Origin of the sequence: Pseudaminobacter soli (ex Li et al. 2025) (genome assembly GCF_029892515.1) — a bacterium.
GTDB classification, from domain to species: domain Bacteria; phylum Pseudomonadota; class Alphaproteobacteria; order Rhizobiales; family Rhizobiaceae; genus Pseudaminobacter; species Pseudaminobacter soli_A.
Map to the genome: position 1 here is coordinate 179,758 of NZ_JARXVF010000003.1, position 25,225 is coordinate 204,982.

Genomic DNA, 25,225 nt, shown 5'->3' on the forward strand with positions numbered 1-25,225 from the left:
ATGACCAAGGGGACAGTTCTTCTTGCCGCCGGCGGTACCGGCGGCCACCTCTTTCCTGCCGAGGCGCTGGCGCATGAGCTGGCTGATCGCGGCTGGGAGGTTCATCTGGCGACTGACGATCGCGCCGGTCGCTTTGCCGGCAATTTTCCTGCAAAGGCCATCCACCCGATCGCTTCCGCCACATTCGGCTCGCGCAATCCCTTGAAGATGGCCGGCGCCTTCTGGACGATCTGGCAGGGTGTGCGTCAATCGTCCGGACTGATCCGCCAGATCAAGCCCGCCGCTGTGGTTGGCTTCGGCGGTTACCCGACTCTGCCGCCGCTCTACGCGGCGACACGCCGGGGTGTGCCGACGCTCATCCATGAACAGAACGCGGTGATGGGGCGTGCCAACAAAGCGCTTGCCGGACGCGTGACCGCGATCGCCGGCGGCTTTCTGGACGGAAAGTCGAGCTCCTACGGCAGCAAGATCATCGTGACCGGCAACCCGGTGCGGCCGGCGGTTCTGGAAGCCGCACGCATTCCTTATGTCGCATCCGGTCCCGGTGAGCCGTTCCGGCTTCTGGTGTTCGGCGGCAGCCAGGGCGCGCAGTTCTTCTCCGATGCGGTTCCGCCCGCGGTCGCTGCCTTGCCCGAACCCTTGCGCAGGCGGCTGAGCGTCGTGCAGCAGGCGCGCGCCGAGGATATCGATCGCGTGACGGCAGCCTATGCCGAACTCGGCATCGAGGCGCATGTGCAGCCCTTCTTCAAGGACATGGCCGCGCGGATCGCCGCCGCCCATCTCGTCATCGCGCGCTCAGGCGCGTCCACGGTCTCGGAACTCGCCGTGATTGGCAGGCCCGCGCTTTTGGTGCCGTACCCCTATGCGCTCGACCATGACCAGGCGGCCAATGCCATCACCCTTGCCGAATTGGGCGGGGCGGAAGTGCACCCTCAGGGAACGCTGTCTGTCGAGAGCCTGTCGGCGCTGATCGGCAGGTGCCTGATGGATCCCGATCGGCTGGCAACCATGGCCGAAGCCGCCAAGGCGGCGGGAAAGCCCGACGCCGTGCGGTTGCTTGCTGACATGACAGAGGCTATTGCGGCGCGGAAACCTATAAAGACAATGAAGGAAGGGATGCGGCCATGAAGATGCGGCAGACGATCGGCCTTGTGCATTTCATCGGTATTGGCGGCATCGGCATGAGCGGTATCGCCGAAGTCCTGCACAATCTCGGCTACAAGGTGCAGGGTTCTGACCAGGCCGATGGCGCCAATGTGCAGCGCCTGCGCGACAAGGGCATCGAATGCTTCGTCGGCCACCGTGCCGAGAACCTTGGCGATGCCGAAGTCGTCGTGGTGTCGACCGCGATCAAGAAGTCGAACCCCGAACTGATCGCCGCGCGTGAAAAACTGCTGCCGGTCGTGCGGCGCGCCGAAATGCTGGCCGAGCTGATGCGCTTCCGCCAGGCCATCGCCATCGGCGGCACGCATGGCAAGACCACCACGACCTCGATGGTCGCGACGCTGCTGGAGGCCGGCGGGCTCGACCCCACCGTCATCAATGGCGGCATCATTAACGCCTACGGCACCAATGCGCGCATGGGCGAGGGCGAGTGGATGGTGGTGGAGGCCGACGAGAGCGACGGCACCTTCCTGAAGCTGCCGGCCGACATTGCGGTCATCACCAATATCGACCCCGAGCATCTCGACCACTACGGCTCCTTCGATAAGGTGCGCGAGGCGTTCCGCCAGTTCGTCGAGAACGTGCCATTCTATGGTTTTGGCGTGATGTGCACGGATCATCCGGAAGTGCAGACGCTGGTGTCGCGCATCGAGGACCGTCGCGTCATCACCTATGGCGAGAACGCGCAGGCCGACTTCCGCTTCACCCGCCATCGCATGGATGGCGCTGCCTCCCTGTTCGACGTGGTCGTCCGCAACCGCAAGACGGGCGGGCAGACAGTGATTTCCGACTTGCGGCTTCCGATGCCCGGCCGCCACAACGTGTCGAACGCGACTGCGGCCATTGCCGTGGCGCATGAGCTTGGCCTGTCGGCCGACGCCATCAAGAAGGGCCTTTCCTCGTTCGGCGGGGTCAAGCGCCGCTTCACGCCCACCGGAAGCTGGAACGGCGTCAGCGTGTTCGACGACTACGGCCACCACCCCGTCGAGATCAAGGCAGTGCTCAGGGCCGCGCGCGACGCATGCCAGGGGCGTGTGATCGCAATTGCCCAGCCGCACCGTTACACGCGTCTGCACGACCTGTTCGGCGATTTCTCCGCCTGCTTCAACGATGCCGACACGGTGATGATCGCGCCCGTCTATGCGGCGGGCGAGGATCCCATAGACGGCGTCAGCTCCGAGGCGTTGGTGTCGCGCATCCGCGCCGGCGGCCATCGCGATGCGCGCTACATCGAAGGGCCGGCTGCGATCGCCCCGATCGTGCGCGAGCTTGCCAAACCGGGCGATTTTGTCGTCTTCTTGGGTGCGGGCAACATCACGCAGTGGGCCTATGCTTTGCCGAAGGAGCTGGCCGGGGAGGCGGCATGACGAAGGGAGAGGCGCTTATCGCCAAGCTAGGCGACAAGCTTTCCGGGTTGCGGGGTCGCATCACGCCGGATGCCGAGATGGAAAAGATCACCTGGTTCCGCGCCGGCGGCACGGCCGATGCGCTGTTCCAGCCAGCGGATGAGGAGGACCTTGCGGCCTTCCTGCGCGCGGTGCCCGAAGAGATACCGCTGACGATCGTCGGCATCGGCTCGAACCTGCTCGTTCGCGAGGGCGGCCTTCGTGGCTTCGTCATCAGGCTGTCGGCCAAGGGGTTCGGCGAGGCCGAGGTCGTGTCGTCGACCCAGATCAGGGCGGGCGCAGCCACCCCCGACAAGCGCGTCGCGGCCGTGGCGCTGGAAGCCGGCATTGGCGGATTCCACTTCTATCATGGCATTCCGGGCGGCATCGGCGGGGCGCTGCGCATGAATGCGGGCGCCAATGGCGTCGAAACCCGCGACCGGGTCGTCGAGGTGCGCGCGCTGGACCGGCAGGGCAATCTGCATGTCCTTTCGAATGCCGACATGGGCTATTCCTATCGCCATTCCTCGGTGCCAGCAGGCCTCATCTTCACCTCCGCTCTTTTCGAGGGCTATCCGGAGGATCGCGAGAAGATCCGGGCGGAGATGGATGCGGTTCAGCACCATCGAGAGACGGTTCAGCCGATCCGCGAAAAGACCGGCGGCTCCACCTTCAAGAACCCGGACGGCACTTCCGCCTGGAAGGAGATCGACAAGGCCGGATGTCGCGGATTGATGATCGGCGGCGCGCAGATGTCGCCGATGCACTGCAATTTCATGATCAATACCGGCAACGCGACCGGCTACGATCTCGAACATCTCGGCGAGACGGTTCGGGCAAGGGTGCTGGAAAATTCCGGCATCAAGCTGCACTGGGAAATCAAGCGCATCGGCGATTTCAGGCCGGGGCGTGAGGTGCATGAATTTCTGGGCCAGCTGCTCTAGGCTCTAATGCCGTCGTCCGTTTAGCCGGCAACAAAACCATCGATCACAGATTGTTTGTCACCCGTCACTTTTGTGGCGGGTGACTCCGCCGTCCCACGTTTGCCGGGCGGTCGGCGCGATTTCGATAAAATTTGAATCATATTGAATCCTAAGGGCTTGCCACAGAATCAACTCTCTGATTCTTTGGGGAAAAGCGTTTCCTGATTTGAGTCGTTCGAGCGCGGCTGACGCGTTTTCCGTCTGGAGGGGTGCCTGCCGGAAGACTCGGACTCATTTCAGAAATGCCCTGGTTTGAAGCCCGGTCGAAGGGACTGTGGGGATATGACTTTAAAGCATGTGGCCGTGTTGATGGGTGGGTTTTCCTCCGAGCGGCCTGTGTCTCTTTCGTCGGGTAATGCCTGCGCCGATGCACTCGAAGAGGTCGGCTACCGCGTTACGCGCGTCGACGTGAGGCGCGATATTGCCGCTGTCCTTTCCGAGCTCAATCCGGATGTCGCATTTAACGCATTGCATGGTCCGTACGGCGAGGACGGCACCATCCAGGGCATCCTCGAATATCTCCAGATTCCCTACACCCATTCCGGCGTTCTCGCATCGGCTCTGGCGATGAACAAGGAGAAGGCCAAGAAGGTCGTGGAGGCCGTTGGCGTGCCGGTTGCGCAGGCGCGCGTGATGAGTCGCTTCGATGTTGGCAATAAGCACCCGATGAAGCCGCCCTATGTCGTCAAGCCGGTCAATGAGGGTTCGAGCTTCGGCGTGGTGATGGTGAAGGAGGATCAGTCGCATCCGCCCCAGATCATCGGTTCGTCGGAGTGGCGCTATGGCGACGCCGTCATGGTGGAGCGCTACATCCATGGTCGCGAGCTGACCTGCGCGGTCATGGGCGATGTGGCGCTCGGGGTCTGCGAGATCATCCCGACCGGTCACGCCTTCTACGATTACGATTCAAAATACGTTCCGGGCGGATCAAAACACGAATGCCCGGCGAAAGTTTCACCAAATATTTACCAAAAAATACAGACACTGGCGCTCAAGGCTCATCAAGCAATTGGGTGTCGGGGCGTCTCCCGGTCGGACTTCCGCTACGACGATCGCTATTCCGAAAATGGCGAGATCATCTGGCTCGAAGTGAACACCCAGCCGGGTATGACGCCGACGTCTCTGGTGCCGGAAATTGCTGCGCAGGCAGGACATTCCTTTGGTGAACTTTTGAGTTGGATGGTGGAGGACGCTTCGTGCTTGCGTTGAGGTCTGATCGGAGAAGAAGGATGGGAGCGGGCCGGCGCGGTCCGCTCGGCGCATTCTTTTTGGCCGACGGCTTCGTGCTGCCGCGCTCGCTGCGCAAGCCGGTGCGCGTCCTTGCGCGCCTGTTCAAGGGCGACTTCACCGCGCCCCGTTATGCGTCCACGGTCGCCTCGGCGGCTTTCCTTGCTGCGAGCGTGATCTACGGCGCCTATGAAGGTGGCCATATGCCCACCGTCGTGCAGGCCATCACTGCGCGCAGCGGCTTTGCTGTGGATCAGATCAAGGTGGTCGGCCATCGCGAAACCTCCGAGATCGATGTCCTCGACAAGCTGGAACTCGACGGCTGGACCTCGCTGATCGGCTTCGATGCCGAGAAGGCGCGCGAGCGCATCACCGAGCTGCCCTGGGTGCAGGTTGCTTCGGTTCGCAAGGTCTATCCCAATACGCTGGAAGTGAAGATCGAAGAGCGCAAGCCCTTCGCCATCTGGCAGCATGGCAACGACCTGTCCGTTGTCGAGGAGGATGGCCGGGTCATCGCTCCGTTCGTCGGCGGTCGGCAGATCGCGCTGCCGCTGGTCGTCGGCTACGGCGCTGCGCAGGGAGCTTCGGGCTTCCTCGCCAAGGTTCGGCAGTATCCCGAGCTGGCTTCGCGGGTGAAGGGTTACATTCGGGTTTCCGAACGGCGCTGGGATCTCTGGATGGAGAATGGCGTCACCGTCAAACTGCCCGAGGACGGGGTGGAAGCGGCGCTCGCCGATCTGGTCAAGATGGATCACGACATGGGGCTGCTGTCGCGCGATATCGCGGCGGTCGACATGCGTATCAACGACCGCCTTGTCGTTCAGCTGACGCAGGAAGCGGTGCAACGCCGCGAGGCGGCGCTGAAGGACGCCAAGGGCAACAAGAAGAAGCCGGAGACAAGAATATGAGTCTGCTCGGCGGTCGAAAGGATAACTCGTCACGTCGCTCCGGCATCATCACGGTTCTCGATGTCGGCTCGAGCAAGGTTTGCTGCATCGTCGCAAAGCTGAAGCCTGCGGCCGAAAGCCAGCTGCTCAAGGGTCGCACGCACCAGGCCAAGGTGATCGGCATCGGTCATCAGAAGTCCCAGGGCGTGAAGTCCGGCGTGGTCGTCGATCTCGATCGTGCCGAGCACGCCGTTCGGCTTGCGGTCGACGCCGCTGAGCGCATGGCCGGCCTGACCGTGGATTCGCTGATCGTCAACCTGACGGCCGGCCGGCTGAAGAGCCAGGTTTTCTCCGCCACCATCAATCTCGGTGGCCACGAAGCTTCTTCCAGCGATATCCGGCGCGTCCTGGCTGCCGGCGCCAAGCAGGCACTGCGCGCCGAGCGCGAGGTTGTGCATGCGCTGCCCGTTGCCTTCTCGCTGGACGCCGAGCGCGGCGTGCGCGATCCGAGCGGCATGGTTGGCGAGACGCTCGGCGTCGACATGCATGTGCTGACCGGCGATGCCGCGCCGTTGCGCAACCTCGAACTCTGCATCAATCGTTCGCACCTGTCGGTCGAACGGATGGTCGCCACGCCTTACGCTGCCGGCCTCGCGGCGCTGGTCGACGACGAACTCGAAATGGGCGCCGCCTGCATCGATATGGGTGGCGGCACGACGACGATTTCCGTGTTTGCCGACGGCAAGTTCGTCCATGCCGATGCCATTCCGGTCGGCGGCAACCACGTCACCATGGATTTGGCCAAGGGCCTTTCGACCCGGCTGGAAGATGCCGAGCGACTCAAGGTGATGCACGGCTCGGCTCTGCCGGGCAGCTTCGACGATCGCGACCTGGTCACCATCCAGCCGATCGGCGCCGACGAAACGGACGTTCCGCTCCAGGTGCCCCGCTCGGTGATGACGCGGATCATCCGTGCCCGCATCGAGGAGACGCTCGAGATCCTGCGCGATCGCCTGAACAAGTCGGGCTACGGCGCGGCTGTCGGCAAGCGAGTCGTGCTGACGGGCGGCGCAAGCCAGCTTGCCGGTTTGCCGGAAGCGGCGCGGCGCATTCTGGGGCGCAATGTACGTATCGGCCGTCCGCTGGGTGTGGCGGGCTTGCCGGAAGCAGCCAAGGGACCCGCTTTTGCGGCGGCGGTCGGTCTGCTGATTTATCCGCAAGTCGCAAGCTTCGAGATAAGTCCGGCGAATAGTATCGCTGGGATTCGCATGACCGGAACGGGCGGGAGACTGCATCGCATGAGTCAGTGGTTGAGAGACAGTTTCTAAAATTTGACGGGGGCAACCCCATGGATATTGGCGGCCGCAGCGGCGCAGCGGTGGGAAAGGCAAAAGGACGAGGACTATGACGATCAATCTGCAGAAGCCGGACATCACCGAGCTCAAGCCCCGCATCACCGTGTTCGGTGTCGGTGGCGGTGGCGGCAATGCCGTCAACAACATGATCACCGCAGGTCTTCGCGGCGTCGAATTCGTCGTGGCGAACACCGATGCGCAGGCGCTTGCCATGACCAAGGCCAGCCGCCTGATCCAGCTCGGTGCGCACATCACCGAGGGTCTGGGCGCCGGCTCGCAGCCCGAGGTCGGTCGCGCCGCCGCCGAGGAGTGCATCGACGAGATTATGGATCATCTGTCGAACACCCACATGTGCTTCGTCACCGCCGGCATGGGCGGCGGCACGGGCACGGGTGCCGCTCCCGTTGTCGCCCGCGCCGCCCGCGAAAAGGGCATCCTCACGGTTGGCGTCGTCACCAAGCCGTTCCACTTCGAAGGCCAGCGCCGCATGAAGACGGCTGACCTGGGCATCGAAGAGCTGCAGAAGTGCGTCGACACCCTGATCGTCATCCCGAACCAGAATCTCTTCCGCCTTGCCAACGACAAGACCACCTTCGCTGACGCCTTCGCGATGGCCGACCAGGTGCTCTACTCGGGCGTCGCCTGCATCACCGACCTGATGGTCAAGGAAGGCCTGATCAACCTCGACTTCGCCGACGTCCGCTCGGTCATGCGCGAGATGGGCAAGGCCATGATGGGCACGGGCGAAGCTTCGGGCGAGGGCCGCGCCATGGCTGCCGCCGAAGCCGCGATCGCCAACCCGCTGCTCGACGAGACCTCGATGAAGGGCGCCAAGGGCCTGCTGATCTCCATCACCGGCGGTCGCGACCTGACCCTGTTCGAAGTCGACGAAGCGGCTACCCGCATTCGCGAGGAAGTCGATCCGGATGCGAACATCATCCTGGGCGCGACCTTCGATGAGGAACTGGAGGGCGTCATCCGCGTGTCGGTTGTTGCCACCGGCATCGACAAGGCGTCGGCCGACATTTCCACCACGCCGATCGCCATCCGCGCGCCCGTGAAGCCGGCTGCCCGTCCTGCCGGCATCCCGGAAGCCCGTCCGGCCGCCATGGCTCCGGTTCAGGAAGCTCCGCGCATGGAAGCGCGCGCTGCCGATCCGATTGCCGATGCGATCCGCATGGCCGAGGCAAGTGCTGCGGCTCCTGCCATGGCCGCGCCGCGTCCGGCTCCGGTCGCCGAAGACTTCCGCCCGCAGAGCAAGCTTTTCCAGGCTCAGCCCCAGCAGATGCAGCCGCATCCGGTCATGCAGCAGCCGCAGCATCAGCCGGTGATGGCTCCGATGCCCGCACCCGCTCCGCGTGAGATGCCGCAGCCTGTTGCCAGCGCGCCGCGCATGCCGCGCGTCGAGGACTTCCCGCCGATGGTTCAGGCCGAGGTAGAAGCCAAGGCCCGTCCGGCTGCCCAGCAGCACCATGAGGAGCGTGGTCCGATGGGTCTGCTCAAGCGCCTGACCAATGGTCTGACCCGTCGTGAGGAAGAGCCCGCCCGTCTGCAGCCGGCTCAGCCGCGCGAGCCGAAGCTGCGTCAGCAGGCGCCGGAACTGCGCCGTGCAGCCAGCCAGGACCCGTCGCTCTACGCGCCGCGCCGCGGCCAGCTCGACGATCACGGCCGCCTGGCGCCTCAGGCCCGTGCTCAGCACGAGGACGATCAGCTGGAAATCCCGGCGTTCCTGCGCCGCCAGGCAAACTGATCCGTTAACGAGATGTAACGAACCCAAACAGGCGAGCATTCCGATGCTCGCCTGTTTGTTTTTGAAAGTTCAATAAAAACAGCAGGTTGGATAGCAGGTGCAATATTGCGCCGGCGTTACACAGAGTAAGAATCCGTGATTTGGACTCTCCTGTCTGGGCTACTATTTTCCGGCCATCGTGAGGTCGGCGGTCCAGAATCGGTGGGGACGGATTCTTAGCCGGCAATGACAGCAGATGCCGCGCCCGGAGGGGTGGCGGACATGGGCTAACGGGCACATGGGGATTCACTTGTACGACTACCAGACGACGCTGAAGTCGCGCGTAACGCTCTCGGGCGTTGGTGTCCATAGCGGCAAACCGGTTTCCCTGACTTTCCTCCCCGCAGATGCCGACACTGGCATCGTTTTTCATTTGATGGGCGCGGGCGGTCGCGAACTGCGCGCCCTGGCATCCGAAGTCGGTTCCACTGATCTGTGCACGCTTCTCGGCGATCCGGCCGGCGCGCATATCGGTACGATCGAGCACGTCATGGGTGCATTGATCGGAACGGGCGTCGACAACGTGGTCATCGAAGTGGACGGCAATGAAGTGCCGATTCTCGATGGCAGCGCCATCCAGTTCGTCGAAGCCATCGAGCAGGCAGGCATCGAGACGCTTGGCGCCAAGCGCCGCTATATCCGCGTCCTCAAGCCCGTGCGCGTCGAATCAGGCGCATCCTGGGCGGAGTTCCGCCCCCATGGCGGCACCCGTTTCGAGGTCGAGATCGATTTCGCGAGCGCGGCGATCGGGCGTCAGTCCCTGGCCGTCGACCTTACTTCGGAAACGTTCCGCAACGAGATCGCGCGTGCGCGCACCTTCGGCTTCATGAAGGATGTGGAGCCGCTCTGGGCCGCTGGCTATGCGCTTGGTTCCTCGCTCGAGAATTCCGTGGTGATCGGCGATGACGGACGCGTCATCAACATGGAAGGCCTGCGATACCCCAACGAATTCGTGCGTCACAAGATGCTGGATGCCATGGGCGATCTCGCACTTGCCGGCGCCCGCTTCATCGGTTGCTTCCGCTCCTATCGCGGCGGCCATCGTCTCAATGCGACGGCGCTGCGGCGCCTGCTGACGGATCAAACGGCCTTCGAAATCGTCGAGGCGACTCGCCGCGAGCGTGGCCGGTCGGCGGAGATGATTGCCGTCAACGCGCCGGTCTACGCGCCCTGGGTGCTCTGAAGCGACCTGAGGTGTGGCGCGAATGCGTCACCAGGACGTCTTCGCGATGCGCTTCGGAGGTTGAATGCGACCTAGCCGTGGACATGCCACAAAAATGCACGAATAGCGGGCGATAGCGTTGCCGTTCGGGGGCAGTTGTGATCTATGACTGCGCGGGCCATTGAGTATAATTACGCCGAGAGGGCAGAATCTGATCATGGTTTTTGAGCGAGCTGCACAGTCGACCAGGTCGGCGCGCACTGCCTTTTTGGCGCTTTCGGTGCTTTCTGCCCCAATTTTCCTTTCGGCCTGCACGTCTTCCGGGAAGGATCTCGACCTGTCCACCTATGTGGAGCAGACCGAGCCTGCGGATGTGCTTTACAACCAGGCCCTGGCAAACATGAATTCCGGCCGCCTGAAGGAGGCCAGCGCCAAGTTCGACGCCATCGATCGCCAGCATCCCTATTCGGAATTTGCGCGCAAGGCGCTGGTGATGGGCGCCTTCGCCAACTACCGGCAGGGCAACTATGACGACTCAATCAATTCGGCCAAGCGCTACCTGGCGCTCTATCCGTCGACGCCCGATGCGGCCTATGCGCAGTACATCGTCGGCCTTTGCTATTTCCGCCAGATTCGCGATGTGACGCAGGACCAGAAGGAATCGCGCCGCGCCATCGAGGCGATGCAGGAAGTGGTCACCCGCTGGCCCGATTCCGAATATGTCGACGACGCCAAGACGAAGATCCGCATGGCGCGCGACCAGCTCGCCGGCAAGGAAATGCAGGTCGGCCGCTACTATCTCGAGCGGCGCGAATACATCGCCGCCGTCAAGCGCTTCCGCTACGTGGTCGAGAACTATTCCAACACGCGCCACATCGAGGAGGCGCTCGCTCGCCTGACCGAGTCGTACTACGCGATGGGCCTCACCTCCGAGGCGCAGACCGCGGCCGCCGTGCTGGGGCAGAATTACCCCGATAGCCAGTGGTACAAGGACTCCTACAAGCTTCTGCAGTCCGGCGGGTTGGAGCCGCGTGAGAACGCGGGCTCCTGGATATCCAAGGCCGGAAAGTTAATAACCGGCTAACCGAAGCGGGCGTCGATGCTATCGAGGCTGTCGATCCGCGATATCGTTCTCATCGAGAAGCTGGACATCGATTTTGCGTCCGGCCTCTCGGTGCTTACCGGTGAGACCGGTGCGGGCAAGTCCATTCTGCTTGATTCACTTTCGCTTGCGCTGGGCGCGCGAGGCGACGCCTCGCTTGTGCGCCATGGTGCGACGCAAGGGCAGGTGACGGCCGTCTTCGACGTGCCGCGCAACCATCCGGCCCGCCAGATCCTCACGGACAATGCGCTCGACGACGATGGCGACATCATCCTGAGGCGCGTCCAGACGGCTGACGGACGCACGCGCGTCTTCGTCAACGACCAGCCCTCCAGCGTCACGCTGATGCGTGACATCGGCCGTGCCCTGGTCGAAATCCATGGCCAGCATGACGACCGCGCTTTGGTCGATGCCGGCGCTCATCGCGATGTGCTCGATTCCTTCGGCGCCCATCTCGGCGAGGTACGGGCCTGCGCGGAAGCCTGGCGACGCTGGCGCGATAGCGAACAGGAATTGTCGCGCCACCGGGCGCGCGTCGAGGCCGCCGCCCGTGAAGCCGACTACCTGCGCGCCGCCGTGGCTGAGCTTTCGCAGCTCGATCCGCAGCCGGGCGAGGAGGCGGAACTGGCCGAGGTGCGCACCGCAATGATGCGCGCCGAAAAGATCGCTAGCGAGATCCAGGATGCGCAGGACGTGCTTTCCGGGCCCAACTCGCCCTTGCCGCAGCTTTCCAGCCTGCTGAGACGCCTGCAGCGCAAGGCGGCCGAGGTGCCGGGCCTGCTCGACGATGTGGTGACCTCGCTCGACGAGGCGATGCTGTCGCTCGATGCCGCGCAGTCGGGCGTCGATGTGGCGCTGCGCGCTACCGAATACGATCCGAAGCGGCTGGAAAAGGCCGAGGAGCGGCTGTTCGCGCTGCGCGCGGCCTCGCGGAAGCACAATGTACAGGTCGACGACCTCGCGCGTCTGCGTGACACGATGGCTGCCGACCTCACCGATCTCGACGCGGGTGAAGAACGGTTGCAGGTGCTGGTCAAGCAGGCGGCCGCGACGCGCGATGCCTATGACAGCGTTGCGGCGCATCTTTCGGAGCTGCGCAAGGCGACCGCCGTCAGCCTGCGCAATGCGGTGATGGCCGAACTGCCGGCCCTCAAGCTCGAGCGGGCCGAGTTCATCGTCGAGATGGGCACCGAGCCGGACAACCGGCAGCAAGAGGGCATCGACCTCATCGAATTCTGGGTGCGCACCAACCCAGGCACGAAGCCCGGCCCGATGATGAAGATCGCCTCGGGCGGCGAGCTTTCGCGCTTCCTGCTCGCGCTCAAGGTTGCGCTGGCCGATAAGGGCTCCGCGCCGACGCTCGTGTTCGACGAGATCGACACCGGCGTGGGCGGAGCTGTGGCCGACGCCATCGGCCAGAGGCTGTCGCGCCTTTCCAACAAGGTGCAGGTACTGTCGGTGACGCATGCGCCGCAGGTGGCAGCGCGCGCGAGCACGCATTTCCTCATCGCCAAATCCGGCGGGACCGAGCAGGTTTCGACCAGCATCCGCGAGATGGATCGCACCTCGCGCCAGGAAGAAATCGCCCGCATGCTGGCCGGCGCGACCATCACCGAGGAAGCACGCGCGGCGGCCGAGCGCCTGTTGCGCGAGAATGCAGAGGCCGTCGTCTCCTGATCGCGTACTGGGCGCGACTTGTCAGGACGCTTTCGGGTTCCAATCTCTTTTCGCCGAATGCCTGCTGCCCTGACATTGCATGTTGGGGTAGTGTAGCGGCCTTTCAGCCAGCCGGATTCGCGTATTATGTCCGAGATCGTCAGACCCGTCGAAGAATTGACTCAAGCGGAGGCCGCCGCCGAGCTTGCGCGGCTTGCCCTGACAATCGCCGAGAATGACCGGCTTTATCACCTTGAGGATGCGCCGAAGATTTCGGACGCCGAATACGACGCGATGCGCCTGCGCAATGCAGCGATCGAGACGCGCTTTCCGGAGCTGGTTCGCTCGGATTCGCCATCGCTCAAGGTGGGCGCGGCTCCCTCCGCCGCCTTCACCCAGGTCGTCCATTCGGTGCCGATGCTGTCGCTCGACAACGTATTCACCGACGAGGATGTGGTCGATTTCATTGCCAGCGTGCGGCGCTTTCTGGCGTGGCCCGCTGATCGAGAGATCATCTTCACCGCCGAACCCAAGATCGACGGCCTGTCGATGTCGCTGCGATACGAAAACCGGCGGCTGGTGACGGCGGCTACGCGCGGCGACGGCACCACGGGCGAGAATGTCACCGCCAACATCCGCACCATCAAGGAAATTCCGCAGCATCTGCCCAAGGATGCGCCCGATGTGGTTGAGGTGCGCGGCGAGGTCTATATGCGCCGCGACGACTTTTTCGCGCTCAACCAGCGCATGGCCGAGACCGGCCAGGTTTTCGCCAATCCACGCAATTCGGCGGCCGGCAGCCTTCGCCAGAAGGACCCGGAAGTCACCCGTTCGCGCCCGCTGAAATTCTTTGCCTATGCCTGGGGCGAGACGAGCGAGCCGCTGGGCGAGACGCAATATGACGTCGTGCAGCGCTTCGGCGATTGGGGCTTCCAGATCAACAAGCTGATGGATCGCTGCCATTCGGTCGAGGATATTCTGGCGCATTACCGCGCCATTGAGGCGCAACGCTCCGAACTGCCCTACGACATCGACGGCGTCGTCTACAAGGTCGACCGGCTCGACCTGCAAGCGCGGCTTGGCTTCCGCTCGCGCAGCCCGCGCTGGGCGACCGCGCACAAGTTCGCCGCCGAGAAGGCTACCACCGTTCTGACCGGCATCGACATTCAGGTCGGCCGCACGGGTGCGCTGACGCCGGTGGCGCGGCTGCATCCGGTCACCGTGGGCGGGGTGGTGGTGACCAACGCCACGCTCCACAACGAAGATTACATCCGCGGCATCGGCAACAACGGCCAGCCCATCCGCGACGGTCGCGATATCCGCGTCGGCGACACGGTGATCGTCCAGCGCGCAGGCGACGTCATCCCGCAGATCATCGACGTGGTCCTGGAAAAGCGTCCTGCCGATGCCGTGCGTTACGTGTTCCCCGACCGCTGCCCGGCCTGCGGCAGCCACGCCGTGCGCGAGGAAGGGGAGGCGGTGCGCCGCTGCACCGGTGGCCTGATCTGCCCGGCGCAGGCGGTCGAACGGCTGCGCCATTTCGTGTCGCGCAATGCCTTGGACATCGAAGGGCTCGGCGAAAAGCAGATCGAGTTCTTCTTCAACGCCGAGGACCCGGCGCTACGCGTCCGCGCGCCCGCAGACATCTTCACGCTGAAGGCGCGGCAGGAGAAATCACTGACCAAGCTGGAGAATATCGAAGGTTTTGGCGCAGTGTCGGTGCGAAAGCTCTTCGCAGCCATCGACGACCGGCGGCAGGTGGAGTTCTCGCGCTTCCTGTTTGGACTGGGTATCCGGCATATCGGCGAAACCAACGCCAAGCGGCTGGCGCGACATTTCCTGAGTTTTTCAGCCTTGCGCGCGGCTGCCGAAAGCGCCGTCATACCGCAGGGCAAGGGCGATCCCGGCAACGCCGCCTGGCAGGAGATCAACGGCATCAACGGCATCGGTGACGTGGTTGCCGAGGGGGTGGTCGAGTTCTTCGCCGAAGACCACAACCGGGAAGCCGTGGACGCGCTGCTGCAAGAGGTGACGCCGCTAGACGAGCAGCCGGTCGGCGAGGTGTCGTCGCCGGTGGCCGGCAAGACGGTCGTCTTCACCGGCTCGCTCGAAAAGATGTCGCGCGACGAGGCCAAGGCCATGGCCGAGAAGCTCGGTGCTAAGGTGGCCGGCTCGGTGTCGAAGAAGACCGATCTCGTCGTGGCAGGTCCCGGCGCAGGCTCCAAGCTGAAGCAGGCCACCGATCTCGGCATCGAGGTGATCGACGAGGACGCCTGGTTCGTGCGCGTGGGGAAGGTGTGAGCCCGGTTCAGTTTCACTGATGTTTGGCTCAACCATTTTCATATGACAGATCTACCCCGGCTACATAGATAAGGGGCTTCTCGAGGAATGGCCCCTATGTCGATAGAAACAGTTACGCGAAGGCCCGGATCTAGCGCGTTCTGGCGCGGTGCCCGGCTCAGCCTGCCCGTGATCATCGCGTCCGGCCCTTTTTCGATGCTTTTCGGGGCGATTGCGGTCGATAACGGCTTTTCGGTTTTCGACGCGTTTTTCATGAGTGCCACCGTCTATGGCGGCGCGAGCCAGATGGTGGGCATCGAACTGTTCGGCCACCAGGTAGCGCCGTGGCTGATCGTACTGTCGATCTTCGCGGTGAATTTCCGCCACGTGCTCTATTCGGCCGCGGTTGGCCGTCATCTCGCCCATTGGCCGTTGCTGCAGCAGGCGGCGGCCTATTTCCTGCTCACTGATCCGCAATATGCGCTGACCGAAAGCGCGGGGCAGAAGGGCAAGGTGTCCTTCACCTGGTATATGGGCGCTGCGCTGAGCGTCTATGTGTCGTGGGTTATCCTGACGGCGGTCGGGGCGCTATTCGGCAAGCTCATTCCCGATACCAAGGCGCTTGGGATCGACTTCCTGCTGCCGATCTATTTCCTCGGCCTGGTGATGGATTTCCGCAAGCGTCCGCTCTGGCTGCCCATCGTGGCCGTCAGCGCGGTGGCCTCCATCCTCGCCTACAAGTTCGTCGGCTCGCCCTGGCATGTTTCGCTGGGCGCTTTGGCGGGCGTCGCGCTCGCCGTCATCCTGCCGCCGCACCATAGCGGCGTCGTTCCGATCGAAGACGAAACGGAGATCGAGAAGCTGCCATGAGCACCACGTTCTGGATCACCATCGCCGCGGCGATCGCCACCTATCTCACCCGCGTCGGCGGGCACCTGGTGATTTCCCGTTTCGAACGCATTCATCCGCGCGTGGAAGCGGGACTAAACGCCGTGCCGGCTGCGGTGCTGACCACGCTGGTCGCGCCTGCCGTGCTCAGCGCGGGACCGGCGGAATGGGCTGCGCTGGTCGTCGCCGCGCTTGTTGCCTTGCGCGGCGGGCTGCTTTCCATGTTCCTGGCCGGGGCGGCGGTGCTCATCGTCGCCCGGCAGTTCATCGCCTGAGTAAGCCGCTTTAACCGATCGGCGCGGTGGCGTTTTCCAGCCAGCTGAGCGTTTCGCCGTCGACCATCGGGCCGATCTCCGACAGCACCCGCTCGTGATAGGCGTTGAGCCATTCGAGCTCTACGGGCGAAAGCAGGTCGGCATCCACCAGCCGCCGGTCGATAGGCGCTAGCGTCAGCGTTTCGAAGCCATGCACGGGCAGGTCGCCGCCCTCGATGGATTCGGCGGGCGTGACGAGGATCAGGTTCTCGATCCGGATGCCGTAGTGGCCTTCCTTGTAGTAGCCGGGCTCGTTGGACAGGATCATGCCTTCCCGCAGCTTCTCGATGCCGGTCTTGGCGATGCGCTGGGGGCCTTCATGTACTGCCAAGTAAGAGCCGACGCCGTGGCCGGTGCCATGGGCGAAATCCAGTCCGCGCTGCCACAGCGCGATGCGCGCGAAAGCGTCGATGTCGCAGCCGCGCGTGCCGACCGGGAAATGCAGCATGGAAATCGAGATCATTCCCTTGAGGACGAGCGTGAAGCGCTCGCGCATCTCGTCGCTCGGCCGGCCGACGGCGACGGTGCGGGTGATGTCGGTGGTGCCGTCCTGATATTGCGCGCCGGAATCGAGCAGGAACAGCTCGCCCTCGCGCAGCGGCCGGTTGGTGGCGCGCGAGACGCGGTAGTGCATGATGGCGCCGTTGGGGCCTGCACCCGAGATCGTGTCGAAGGAGACATCGCGCAGCGGCATCTGCGTCTCTTCGCCGACGAGCCGGCGGCATTCTTCGAGCTGGGTCACCACCTTGATCTCGTCGAGCGTGCCCGGCTTCTGGGCGTCGAGCCAGCACAGCAGCTTGGCCACGGCCGCGCCGTCGCGGCGATGGGCGGCGCGTGAACCCTGGATTTCGGCCTGGTTCTTCATGGCGCGGGGCAGGCGGGCCGGATCAGGCTCCAGCACGACCGTACCGCCATTCTCCTCGACCAGCGCGCGCAGCCTGTCGGCGGCGAGTGCAGGGTCGAGCGCGATGCGTCCGCCGACGCGGGCAAGCTCGATCAGGTCGGTTTCAAGCGCCGAGGGATCGCGAAGATCGGCCAACTGCGTCAGATAGGCCTCGACCTTGCGGTTGAGCTTGCGCTTGTCGATGAACAGCAGATGCCGGCCATTGGCCGACAGGATCGCAAAGCCGAGCGCCAACGGCGTGTGTGGCACGTCGGCGCCGCGAATGTTGAACGCCCAGGCGATCGACGACGGATCGGTCAGCACGCAATGCGACGCGCCTTCCTTGGTGATGGCGGCGGCAAGGCGAGAGAGCTTGTCCTTGGCGAGCTCGCCTGCAAAGGCGATGGGGTGGATTTCGACCACTGCCGCCGGTGGGGCAGGCTGGTCGGTCCAGATCTCGTCGATTGGGTTGTCCGCGAGCGGTATCAGCGTTGCGCCGCTCTTGTCGGCCGCCTTCTTCAGCGCGTTCACTTCGCTGATCGTGTGCAGCCACGGGTCGAAACCGATGCGGGCACCCTTGCCGAGGTTTTCACGGATCCAGGCGGGCGGCGGATTGTCGATCAGGCTTTCGATGCTGAAGATGCGCAGGTCCACCTGCTCGCGCACCTGCAACTGGTAGCGTCCGTCGACGAAGACGAAGGCGCGGTCCATCAGAATGAGCGCGACGCCGGCCGACCCGCTGAAACCGGTTAGCCAGCGCAGGCGCTCGGAGCCGGGGGCGACATACTCGCCCTGGTGCTCGTCGGAACGTGGAACCAGGAAGCCGTCGAGTTCGCGCGCGGCGAGCCATTCGCGCAGTTTTGCGACGCGCTCCGCGGCGGTGGTCGGATCGCTTGCCGAATCGAATGTCTGGAACATGGAGACGTGCCTTCCGGTTACGGGTGCTTCGGTCGGCAAACTAGAGCATCGGTCCGGAAAGTGGAATCCGCTTTCGCGGCCAATCCGATGCTCCAGCCATGCGGCTCGCAGCCGCTATTTGCCGCCTCAGCGCTTGAGGTGCAGCGTCGCCCAGCCTTCGAGATGGATCGTGCGGACATGGGCAAAACCCTGGGCGACATAGGCCGCCAGCACCGCGTCGGCCTGCCGGTCAAGAATGCCCGAGAGCACCACGGAACCGCCGGACGCCAGGTGTCGCGCAACGTCGGGGGCAAGCTCCATCAGCGGCCCGGCCAGAATGTTGGCGATGATCAGCTCGAACGGGCCACGCGCGGCAAAGACGGGGTGGTCGAAGCCGGTCGCGGTCTCCGTCTCGACATGGTCGGACACGCCGTTGAGGCGCACATTGTCGGCCGCAACCTCGGTGGCGACCGGGTCGATGTCGGTCGCCAGCACAGGAATATGCGCAAGCTTGGCCACCGCGATGGCCAGCACCGCACTGCCGGTGCCGAGATCGAGAGCATTGCGCGGCTGCTTGGTGCGGACGACCTCTTCCAGCATTTCGAGGCAGCCCGAGGTGGTGCCGTGATGGCCGGTGCCGAAGGCCAGTCCGGCTTCTATTTCGATGGCCAGTTCGCCCTCGCGAGCCTCGTCGCGGTCGTGCGAGCCGTGCACGATGAAACCGCCGGCGCGGACGGGTTTCAGGCCTTCGAGCGATTTTGCCACCCAATCGATCTCGGGCAGCTTCTCGCGCCCGATTTCCTTGTCCAGCGAAAGCGCGGCCAGCACGTCGCGCACGCGGCGCTCGGCGTCGTCCACGTCGTCTTCGGCATAGAGCGACACTTCCTGGATGTCGCGCTCCTCGTCCACTTCCAGCACGGCGATCGGAAGGCCGTCCTCCTCGAATTCTGCTTCGAGGGCGTCAAAGATGCGGGTCGCATCGGCGCGGCTGGCCGTCAGGTAAAGGCGTGTCTGGCTCATTTTGCCTCGCGATCGGAAAAAGCTGTTGCCGGCTTTTGAACGTTTCAGCCCTTGGCTGCAAGACGTTTCAGCTTGGCAAGCGCCGTATCTCCGCTTTCGCCATAGGCGATGGTGCCGAAGAAGTCGCCCTTCTTGTCGAGCAGCAGCACCGAGGCGGTGTGGTCCATCGTGTAGTCACCGCCATCGAGTTGCACCTTGCGGGCGTAGATGCCGAAGGATTTGGCCATGGCCGCCACCTTGTCGGGCTCGCCGGTGATGCCGGTGATGCGGTTCGAAACGTTGGTGACGTAGGTGTTCATGGCCTCGGGCGTGTCGCGCTCGGGATCGATCGAGACGAAGTAGGCATTGATGTCCTTGCCTTCGTCGCCAAGCTTCTTCAGCCAGCCGTCAAGCTCGTAGAGGGTGGTCGGGCACACCTCGGGGCAGTGGGTGAAGCCGAAGAACACCGCCGAAGGATGGCCGCGGAAGGCCTGTTCGGTGATCGGCTGGCCCTGCTGGTCGATCAGCGCGAAGGGATTGCCGAAGGGCTCGCCGCTGTGGCGCGACTGATACCAGTCGAGGGTCAGCCAGCCGACGCCGGCGGCCATGAGAACCAGGATGCCGACGAGAATGGAGCGCATCATGATATCGGTTTTCCCTATTGCGGACGCGGTGTTGGCTGATTGTACGCCGCAAACATAGTCGTCGGAATGCGGCTGAAAAAGGGGCCATGTTGCCGCTGTGCGCTGTCCTTGCTTGCAACCTTGCCGCCTAGCGCCCAACTTGTTGCCGACGACATCTCACAACTCTTCAGGAGGTCTTCATGCGTCGGGCGCTTTTGGGTGCGGCTTTGCTGCTCGGTGCGGTTGCACCAGCTGTGGCCGAGGAGGTGGGGCGCGTCGGCGTCGACTGGCTCGGCAACGACATCGTCGTCGAGGCGCTGAAGGACCCGAAAGTCGATGGCGTGACCTGCCATTTCTCCTATTTCGACCGGGGAATCGTCGATCGGCTACAGAAGGGCAACTGGTTCGAGAACCCGTCCAACTCTGCCATTTCCTGCCAGCAGACCGGACCGATCACCATCGGCAAGATCGATATGGGCGAAGGCGGCGAGGAGGTTTTCAAGCAGGGCATCAGCCTGTTCTGGAAGAAGCAGGTCATCAAGCGCATCTACGACAAGAAGAACGATACGCTGATCTATCTGTCCCATTCCCGCCAGGTGCAGAACGGCTCGGCCAAGATGGGCATCAGCACCGTGCCGCTCTACGGCCAGAACATCGTCTGGACCGACGGCAAGCCGAAATAGCGGGGGCGCTTGCGGGGCGGGGCAGGGCAGCGTAAAGCGCGAACATGGACCCCGCACTTCGCTTCAAGGACTCCGAGCCGCGCATTCATCCGACGGCTGAGCTGAAATCCTGCCGCCTCGGCCGCTATGCCATCGTCGGCGAGCGGGTGATCCTGCGCGAGGTGACGGTCGGCGATTTTTCCTATTTCGAACGGCACGCCGAGGCGATCTACACAACCATCGGCAAGTTCTGCTCGATCGCAGCCAATACGCGCATCAACGCACTCGAACATCCGATCGAGCGCCTGACCACGCATAAGCTGACCTATCGCCCCAACGAATATTTCCGCTATCTCGGCGTCAACCAGGAATTCAAGGCTCGTCGCAAGGCCAAGCCCGTCACGATTGGCAACGACGTCTGGATCGGCCATGGCGCGGTGATCATGCCGGGCGTGACCATCGGCAACGGCGCGGTGGTGGGCGCGAATGCGGTGGTGACTCGCGACGTCGCGCCCTATGAGATCGTCGCCGGTGTGCCGGCGCGTAATAAACGGCTGCGCTTTGCGCCCGAAATCATCGTGCGCATCGAGGCGCTGGCCTGGTGGGACTGGCAGCTAGACAGGCTGGCCGACGCCATTCCGGATATGCAGGCCATGCCTATCGAAGCTTTTCTCGACCGCTGGGAAAACCGCGCGGACTGAAGTCCGCCTTTCCTTTCGGGTTCGCCAGGGCAGGGTGCGCTGTCCGATTACGAAAAACCCCCTCCGCCTGCGGGGGAACAAGGCGGAAGGGGTCGTAACCGCTGGGAAGCGGGGGGCAGACTTTCGCCTGCACGAGGAAGTTACTTTAGGAACTTATAAATACTCGTAAAAGTGGTATTCTATTTGTAGCTGCATCGGGTTGTTCGCGGCGGAGGGCGCAGATGGCGCGCCTGTTAGCCTGAATTACGGACCCGCTTCCGCCGCATTTCCCAAAAAGCATGACCGTCTTGCTTGACGCGCGAAACGCGCGGCGCGATTTTCTTGTCGCTAGGAGATGCGATGACCGACTGGCTCGAAATCCTGCGCAAGCAGACGGAAACCTGCTCCGCAATGCGCAAGGAAGTGCCCAAGATGCTCGCCAATCCCGACATCGTCGAGGACCAGGTGAAGGCCCTGTACATGGCGCTGGAGGAGCAGGTCCAGTTCGTCGAGCAGCTGGCGCGCACGCTCGAGGACAACGACTATGATTTCGACGTGGTCAAGGCCGCGGAGGAGCTGGAGGAGTATTACGCCGACCTCGCCGCAGTGGCTGCCGAAAAGCTGAAGCGCCTCATGGGCTGACCCGTTTTCCGGTTGGAATCAGCCCATGTCGTGTCGGTTGGGGCACCTCAGCGGAGAGGCGTTACTTGCGCCCCGCGTCCAGCTCGCGAAAGCGATCAATCTCCGGCCGATCGCCGAAATCCTCCAGTTCGAATATGCGTCGGATTTCGATCTCGCCGTCTCCCACATGCGGATTGGGGAAGCGGCTCGCCCATTCGCGCGCTTCCTCTTCGGACTTCACGTTGATGATGGTGTAGCCGGCGATCAGTTCCTTGGTTTCGGTGAATGGGCCGTCGACCACGGTTTTCCTGCCGTCCGACCATTTTATGCGCCAGCCCTTCGAGCTGGGCTGCAGGCCGCTGGCATCCACCAGAACGCCGGCCTGGGCAAGCTGCTCGTGATAACCCGCCATGGCCGACAACAACTCTTCGCCGGGCATCACGCCGGCTTCCGAATCCTTGCTGGCCTTCACCACGATCATGTAACGCATTCTCATACTCCTTCCGTTCGCGCATCAACCATTCGGCGCGCCATGCCCGCATGACGAACGATAGGGGCTTGAGCCGACATTCGGGAAACGAAACTCTCCCGCACCCTCACGCCGCCGTCACGAAACTATCGATCACCCGCTTTTGTCCGGCCTTGTCGAAATCGATGGTCAGCTTGTTGCCGTCGATGCTCGCCACATTACCGTTGCCAAACTTCTGGTGGAACACACGGTCGCCGACCTTGAAGGGCGAGGGGGTATCGGCCACCGATTTGGCGACGAGTTCGCCCTCTATGGTCCGGCCCTTCACCGAGCCGCGACCGGCGCCGTAGCCGGAATCGGTCTCGCCATAGCCAACGCGCTCGACATGGTGGCCGGAGCGCGAGCCCCAGTTGCGGTCGGTCGCCTCGTTGCGGTTTTGCTGCGCGCGCTGCCAGCCGGGGGTGGCATAGGTGTTGGAGAAGGACTTTTGGTCCGAGCCGATGCTGTCGAAGCGCGAGGCGCCGTAAGGGTTCTGGCGGCCGCCATAGCCACCACCATATCCGCCAAAGCTGTCGCTGGCCTCGGCCACCTCCACATGCGCTTCCGGCAGCTCGTCCAGGAAGCGCGAGGGAATCGTCGACTGCCACAGGCCGTGGATGCGGCGGTTGGAGACGAACCAGATGTGCAGGTTCTTCTTCGCCCGGGTGAGGCCGACATAGGCAAGCCGCCGCTCTTCCTCGAGCCCGGAGCGGCCACCTTCATCCAGTGAGCGCTGGTGCGGGAACAGGCCTTCCTCCCAGCCCGGCAGGAACACGGTCTCGAATTCGAGGCCCTTGGCCGAGTGCAGCGTCATGATGGTGACGGCATCGAGCTCTTCGTTCTGCTCGCTGTCCATGACCAGCGCGACATGCTCCAGGAACGAGCGCAGCGACTCGTAATCCTCCATGGAGCGGATGAGCTCCTTCAGGTTTTCGAGCCGGCCCGGCGCTTCGGCCGAGCGGTCGTTCTTCCACATGTCGGTGTAGCCGCTCTCTTCAAGAATGGTCTCGGCAAGCTCGGTGTGCGACGTGTTGTCGAGCGCCTTTTGCCAGCGCTCGAAATTGGCGGCCACCTCGCGCAGGGCCGCGCGCGGCTTGGGCTTCAGCTCGTCGCTTTCGGCAAGCTTTGCCGCGGCTTCCAGCATGGGAATGCGCAGGGCGCGCGCCGTGTCGTGGATCTGGCGGATGGCTGCTTCGCCAAGCCCCCGCTTGGGCACATTGACGATGCGCTCGAAGGCGAGGTCGTCGGCCGGCTGCGCGACGACGCGGAAATAGGCCATGGCGTCGCGGATTTCCTGGCGCTCGTAGAAGCGCGGGCCGCCGACGACGCGGTAGTTGAGACCGAGCGTGACGAAACGGTCTTCGAACTCGCGCATCTGGAACGAGGCGCGCACGAGGATGGCCATGTCGTTGAGCGCATGGCCCTTGCGCTGCAGCTGCTCGATCTCCTCGCCAACGGCACGGGCTTCCTCTTCCGAATCCCAGGCGGCGTGGACGTTTACCTTGGCGTCGTCCGGATTGGCGATGTCGGTGAACAGCGTCTTGCCGAGCCGGCCTTCATTGTTGGCAATGAGATGCGAGGCGGCGCCGAGGATATGGGCGGTGGAGCGGTAGTTGCGCTCCAGCCGGATGACGACGGCGCCGGGAAAATCCTTGTCGAAGCGGAGGATGTTGTCTACCTCCGCACCGCGCCAGCCATAGATCGACTGGTCGTCGTCGCCCACGCAGCAGACGTTCTTCTGGCCCGGGCCGCCGGTTTCCTGCGCGAGCAGACGCAGCCACATATATTGCGCGGTGTTGGTGTCCTGATACTCGTCGACGAGGATGTATTTGAACCGGCGGTGATATTCCTTCAGCACATCGGGGTGCGCACGGAAGATGCGGATCGGGTGGCAGAGCAGGTCGCCGAAGTCGCAGGCGTTCAGCGTCTGCAGCCGGTCCTGATAGGCCTTGTAGAGCTCGCGGCCCTTGCCGTTGGCGAAGGCGCGGGCGTCGCCCTCCGGGATGTCGGCGGGGCCGAGGCCCTTGTTTTTCCACGCGTCGATCATCATGGCGAACTGGCGCGGCGGCCAGCGCTTGTCGTCCAGCCCCTCGGCCTGGATGAGCTGCTTGATGAGACGGATGACGTCGTCGGTGTCGAGGATCGTGAAGTCCGAACGCAGGCCGGCAAGCTCGGCATGGCGGCGAAGCATCTTGACGCCGATGGAGTGGAAGGTGCCGAGCCAGGGCATGCCCTCGACGGCTTCGCCCACCAGCAGGCCGATGCGCTGCTTCATCTCGCGCGCGGCCTTGTTGGTGAAGGTCACGGCCAGGATCTGGCTCGGGAAAGCGCGGCCGAGGCTAAGGATATGCGCGATGCGGGTGGTCAGCACGCGCGTCTTGCCGGTGCCGGCGCCGGCAAGCACCAAAACTGGGCCTTCGGTGGTTTCGACCGCAAGCCGCTGCTCGTCATTGAGGCCCTTCAGATAGTCGGGCGCGGAGGACTTGCGCGCGGCCATGGCGCGGGCTGCGATGCCGCCGGGCTGAGGCGCGCCTGCAGGGCGCGGAGCGGACGCACCGGGCTCGTCGAAGAAGGGGATGTCGTCGGGAGAATCTGACATTTCCACCGAATGTAGTGATTCGGGGCCGAAAGGCCAGCTATGTTGCCGTTTTGTGCCCATGCTTCGGCCACCCGAGGGCGGTTGCGCCCTTGATTGCCGAAGGGTTGGCTGTAGCGATACAGTCGCAAGATCAGTTTTGCCAGGGGGAGGCACACGGTGCGGACGGTCGACACGATCTTCGGGATTCTGCTGCTGATTGGCGCCATCCTGCACAGCTACGGCACCTTTATCGGCTATGCGCCGGGCTCGGAGATATTTGTCTGGTCGCTCGCGGGCTCGCTGGCGGCTGCGCTCATCGCGGTGCTTAATCTCCTCCGCAGTCGGCGGCCCGCCGATCGGCCGCTCGCCTGGATATGCCTGGTTTCAAGCCTGTGCTGGGTGGGAGTGGCGCTGGCCTTCGGTCGGGCGATCGGCAATATAGCCGACCCCCGCGTGCTGTGGCATGCCGTTGCAGCGCTGGTTCTGGCCGGCTTTAGCCTGCGAACGCTTATGGGACGAGCATAGGCGCCCCCAGCGCAGGGCGCCGGGCGGCGCGGGCAACATTTCACACGCAACTGAAGG

At 63.8% G+C, this 25,225-nt stretch carries 22 protein-coding genes; 17 read left to right on the forward strand and 5 right to left on the reverse strand.

The genetic code is table 11. The features are described 5' to 3' along the window. From murG to M2281_RS15305, 13 genes are all read left to right on the forward strand, one after another. Window positions 1–1,128 (forward strand): undecaprenyldiphospho-muramoylpentapeptide beta-N-acetylglucosaminyltransferase, encoded by a 1,128-nt coding sequence (gene murG, locus M2281_RS15245; RefSeq protein ID WP_280822022.1) that lies wholly within the window; start codon window positions 1–3, stop codon window positions 1,126–1,128. Then, on the forward strand, window positions 1,125–2,531 hold the full coding sequence (gene murC / locus M2281_RS15250; RefSeq protein ID WP_280822023.1) for a UDP-N-acetylmuramate--L-alanine ligase: 1,407 nt from the start codon (window positions 1,125–1,127) through the stop codon (window positions 2,529–2,531). The genes murG and murC overlap by 4 nt, the downstream gene beginning before the upstream one ends. Continuing rightward, the gene (gene murB / locus M2281_RS15255) at window positions 2,528–3,493 is read left to right on the forward strand and encodes a UDP-N-acetylmuramate dehydrogenase (protein WP_280822024.1); all 966 of its coding nucleotides are present in this window, start codon (window positions 2,528–2,530) and stop codon (window positions 3,491–3,493) included. The genes murC and murB overlap by 4 nt, the downstream gene beginning before the upstream one ends. A 321-nt stretch (window positions 3,494–3,814) precedes the next feature. Then, the gene (locus M2281_RS15260) at window positions 3,815–4,741 is read left to right on the forward strand and encodes a D-alanine--D-alanine ligase (protein ID WP_280822494.1); all 927 of its coding nucleotides are present in this window, start codon (window positions 3,815–3,817) and stop codon (window positions 4,739–4,741) included. Further along, window positions 4,729–5,667, forward strand: coding sequence for a cell division protein FtsQ/DivIB (locus tag M2281_RS15265; RefSeq protein ID WP_425537737.1), 939 nt, complete (start codon window positions 4,729–4,731; stop codon window positions 5,665–5,667). Before M2281_RS15260 ends, M2281_RS15265 begins: the two co-directional genes overlap by 13 nt. Beyond that, the gene (ftsA, locus tag M2281_RS15270) at window positions 5,664–6,974 is read left to right on the forward strand and encodes a cell division protein FtsA (protein WP_280822026.1); all 1,311 of its coding nucleotides are present in this window, start codon (window positions 5,664–5,666) and stop codon (window positions 6,972–6,974) included. The genes M2281_RS15265 and ftsA overlap by 4 nt, the downstream gene beginning before the upstream one ends. A 76-nt stretch (window positions 6,975–7,050) precedes the next feature. Further along, complete coding sequence (gene ftsZ / locus M2281_RS15275; RefSeq protein ID WP_280822027.1) at window positions 7,051–8,751, forward strand: cell division protein FtsZ; 1,701 nt, start codon at window positions 7,051–7,053, stop codon at window positions 8,749–8,751. Between the two features lie 277 nt (window positions 8,752–9,028). Beyond that, window positions 9,029–9,973, forward strand: a complete 945-nt coding sequence (gene lpxC / locus M2281_RS15280; RefSeq protein WP_280822028.1) for a UDP-3-O-acyl-N-acetylglucosamine deacetylase — start codon at window positions 9,029–9,031, stop codon at window positions 9,971–9,973. A gap of 196 nt (window positions 9,974–10,169) precedes the next feature. Further along, window positions 10,170–11,036 carry an outer membrane protein assembly factor BamD gene (locus tag M2281_RS15285; protein WP_280822029.1) on the forward strand — a complete coding sequence of 289 codons (867 nt, stop codon included), beginning with the start codon at window positions 10,170–10,172 and terminating at the stop codon, window positions 11,034–11,036. Between the two features lie 15 nt (window positions 11,037–11,051). Next, the gene (gene recN / locus M2281_RS15290; RefSeq protein ID WP_280822030.1) at window positions 11,052–12,731 is read left to right on the forward strand and encodes a DNA repair protein RecN; all 1,680 of its coding nucleotides are present in this window, start codon (window positions 11,052–11,054) and stop codon (window positions 12,729–12,731) included. A gap of 126 nt (window positions 12,732–12,857) precedes the next feature. Beyond that, window positions 12,858–15,011 carry an NAD-dependent DNA ligase LigA gene (ligA, locus tag M2281_RS15295; RefSeq protein ID WP_280822031.1) on the forward strand — a complete coding sequence of 718 codons (2,154 nt, stop codon included), beginning with the start codon at window positions 12,858–12,860 and terminating at the stop codon, window positions 15,009–15,011. A gap of 96 nt (window positions 15,012–15,107) precedes the next feature. Further along, window positions 15,108–15,860: an AzlC family ABC transporter permease gene (locus M2281_RS15300; protein ID WP_280822032.1), complete on the forward strand. Its 753-nt coding sequence runs from the start codon at window positions 15,108–15,110 to the stop codon at window positions 15,858–15,860. Then, window positions 15,857–16,153 carry an AzlD family protein gene (locus tag M2281_RS15305; protein ID WP_280822033.1) on the forward strand — a complete coding sequence of 99 codons (297 nt, stop codon included), beginning with the start codon at window positions 15,857–15,859 and terminating at the stop codon, window positions 16,151–16,153. The genes M2281_RS15300 and M2281_RS15305 overlap by 4 nt, the downstream gene beginning before the upstream one ends. Before the next feature lie 10 nt (window positions 16,154–16,163). Here M2281_RS15305 and M2281_RS15310 read toward each other — a convergent pair whose 3' ends face one another. From M2281_RS15310 to M2281_RS15320, 3 genes are all read right to left on the reverse strand, one after another. After that, window positions 16,164–17,993, reverse strand: a complete 1,830-nt coding sequence (locus M2281_RS15310; RefSeq protein ID WP_280822034.1) for an aminopeptidase P family protein — start codon at window positions 17,991–17,993, stop codon at window positions 16,164–16,166. A 126-nt stretch (window positions 17,994–18,119) separates the two neighbouring features. Further along, window positions 18,120–18,992 carry a 50S ribosomal protein L11 methyltransferase gene (locus M2281_RS15315; protein ID WP_280822035.1) on the reverse strand — a complete coding sequence of 291 codons (873 nt, stop codon included), beginning with the start codon at window positions 18,990–18,992 and terminating at the stop codon, window positions 18,120–18,122. A 44-nt stretch (window positions 18,993–19,036) separates the two neighbouring features. Further along, window positions 19,037–19,615 (reverse strand): SCO family protein, encoded by a 579-nt coding sequence (locus tag M2281_RS15320; protein WP_280822036.1) that lies wholly within the window; start codon window positions 19,613–19,615, stop codon window positions 19,037–19,039. A gap of 179 nt (window positions 19,616–19,794) precedes the next feature. Between M2281_RS15320 and M2281_RS15325 the strand changes: the two genes are divergently transcribed. The 3 genes from M2281_RS15325 (at window position 19,795) to M2281_RS15335 (ending at window position 21,578) form a co-directional block, all read left to right on the forward strand. Next, window positions 19,795–20,277, forward strand: a complete 483-nt coding sequence (locus M2281_RS15325) for a CreA family protein (RefSeq protein ID WP_280822037.1) — start codon at window positions 19,795–19,797, stop codon at window positions 20,275–20,277. Between the two features lie 44 nt (window positions 20,278–20,321). Next, entirely contained in the window at window positions 20,322–20,957 is a 636-nt protein-coding gene (locus tag M2281_RS15330) for a DapH/DapD/GlmU-related protein (RefSeq protein ID WP_280822038.1), read from the forward strand. Window positions 20,958–21,296: 339 nt separating this feature from the next. After that, complete coding sequence (locus M2281_RS15335) at window positions 21,297–21,578, forward strand: hypothetical protein (RefSeq protein ID WP_280822039.1); 282 nt, start codon at window positions 21,297–21,299, stop codon at window positions 21,576–21,578. Between the two features lie 61 nt (window positions 21,579–21,639). Here the strand turns inward: M2281_RS15335 and M2281_RS15340 are convergent, their stop codons facing one another. Further along, a complete protein-coding gene (locus M2281_RS15340; RefSeq protein ID WP_280822040.1) occupies window positions 21,640–22,047 on the reverse strand; it encodes a YciI family protein in 408 nt (135 codons plus the stop codon). A 106-nt stretch (window positions 22,048–22,153) separates the two neighbouring features. Continuing rightward, window positions 22,154–24,664, reverse strand: a complete 2,511-nt coding sequence (locus M2281_RS15345) for an ATP-dependent helicase (RefSeq protein ID WP_280822041.1) — start codon at window positions 24,662–24,664, stop codon at window positions 22,154–22,156. Between the two features lie 156 nt (window positions 24,665–24,820). Here M2281_RS15345 and M2281_RS15350 point away from each other — a divergent pair, with 156 nt between their 5' ends. Beyond that, window positions 24,821–25,168: a hypothetical protein gene (locus M2281_RS15350; RefSeq protein WP_280822042.1), complete on the forward strand. Its 348-nt coding sequence runs from the start codon at window positions 24,821–24,823 to the stop codon at window positions 25,166–25,168. The last annotated feature ends 57 nt before the right edge of the window (window positions 25,169–25,225 follow it).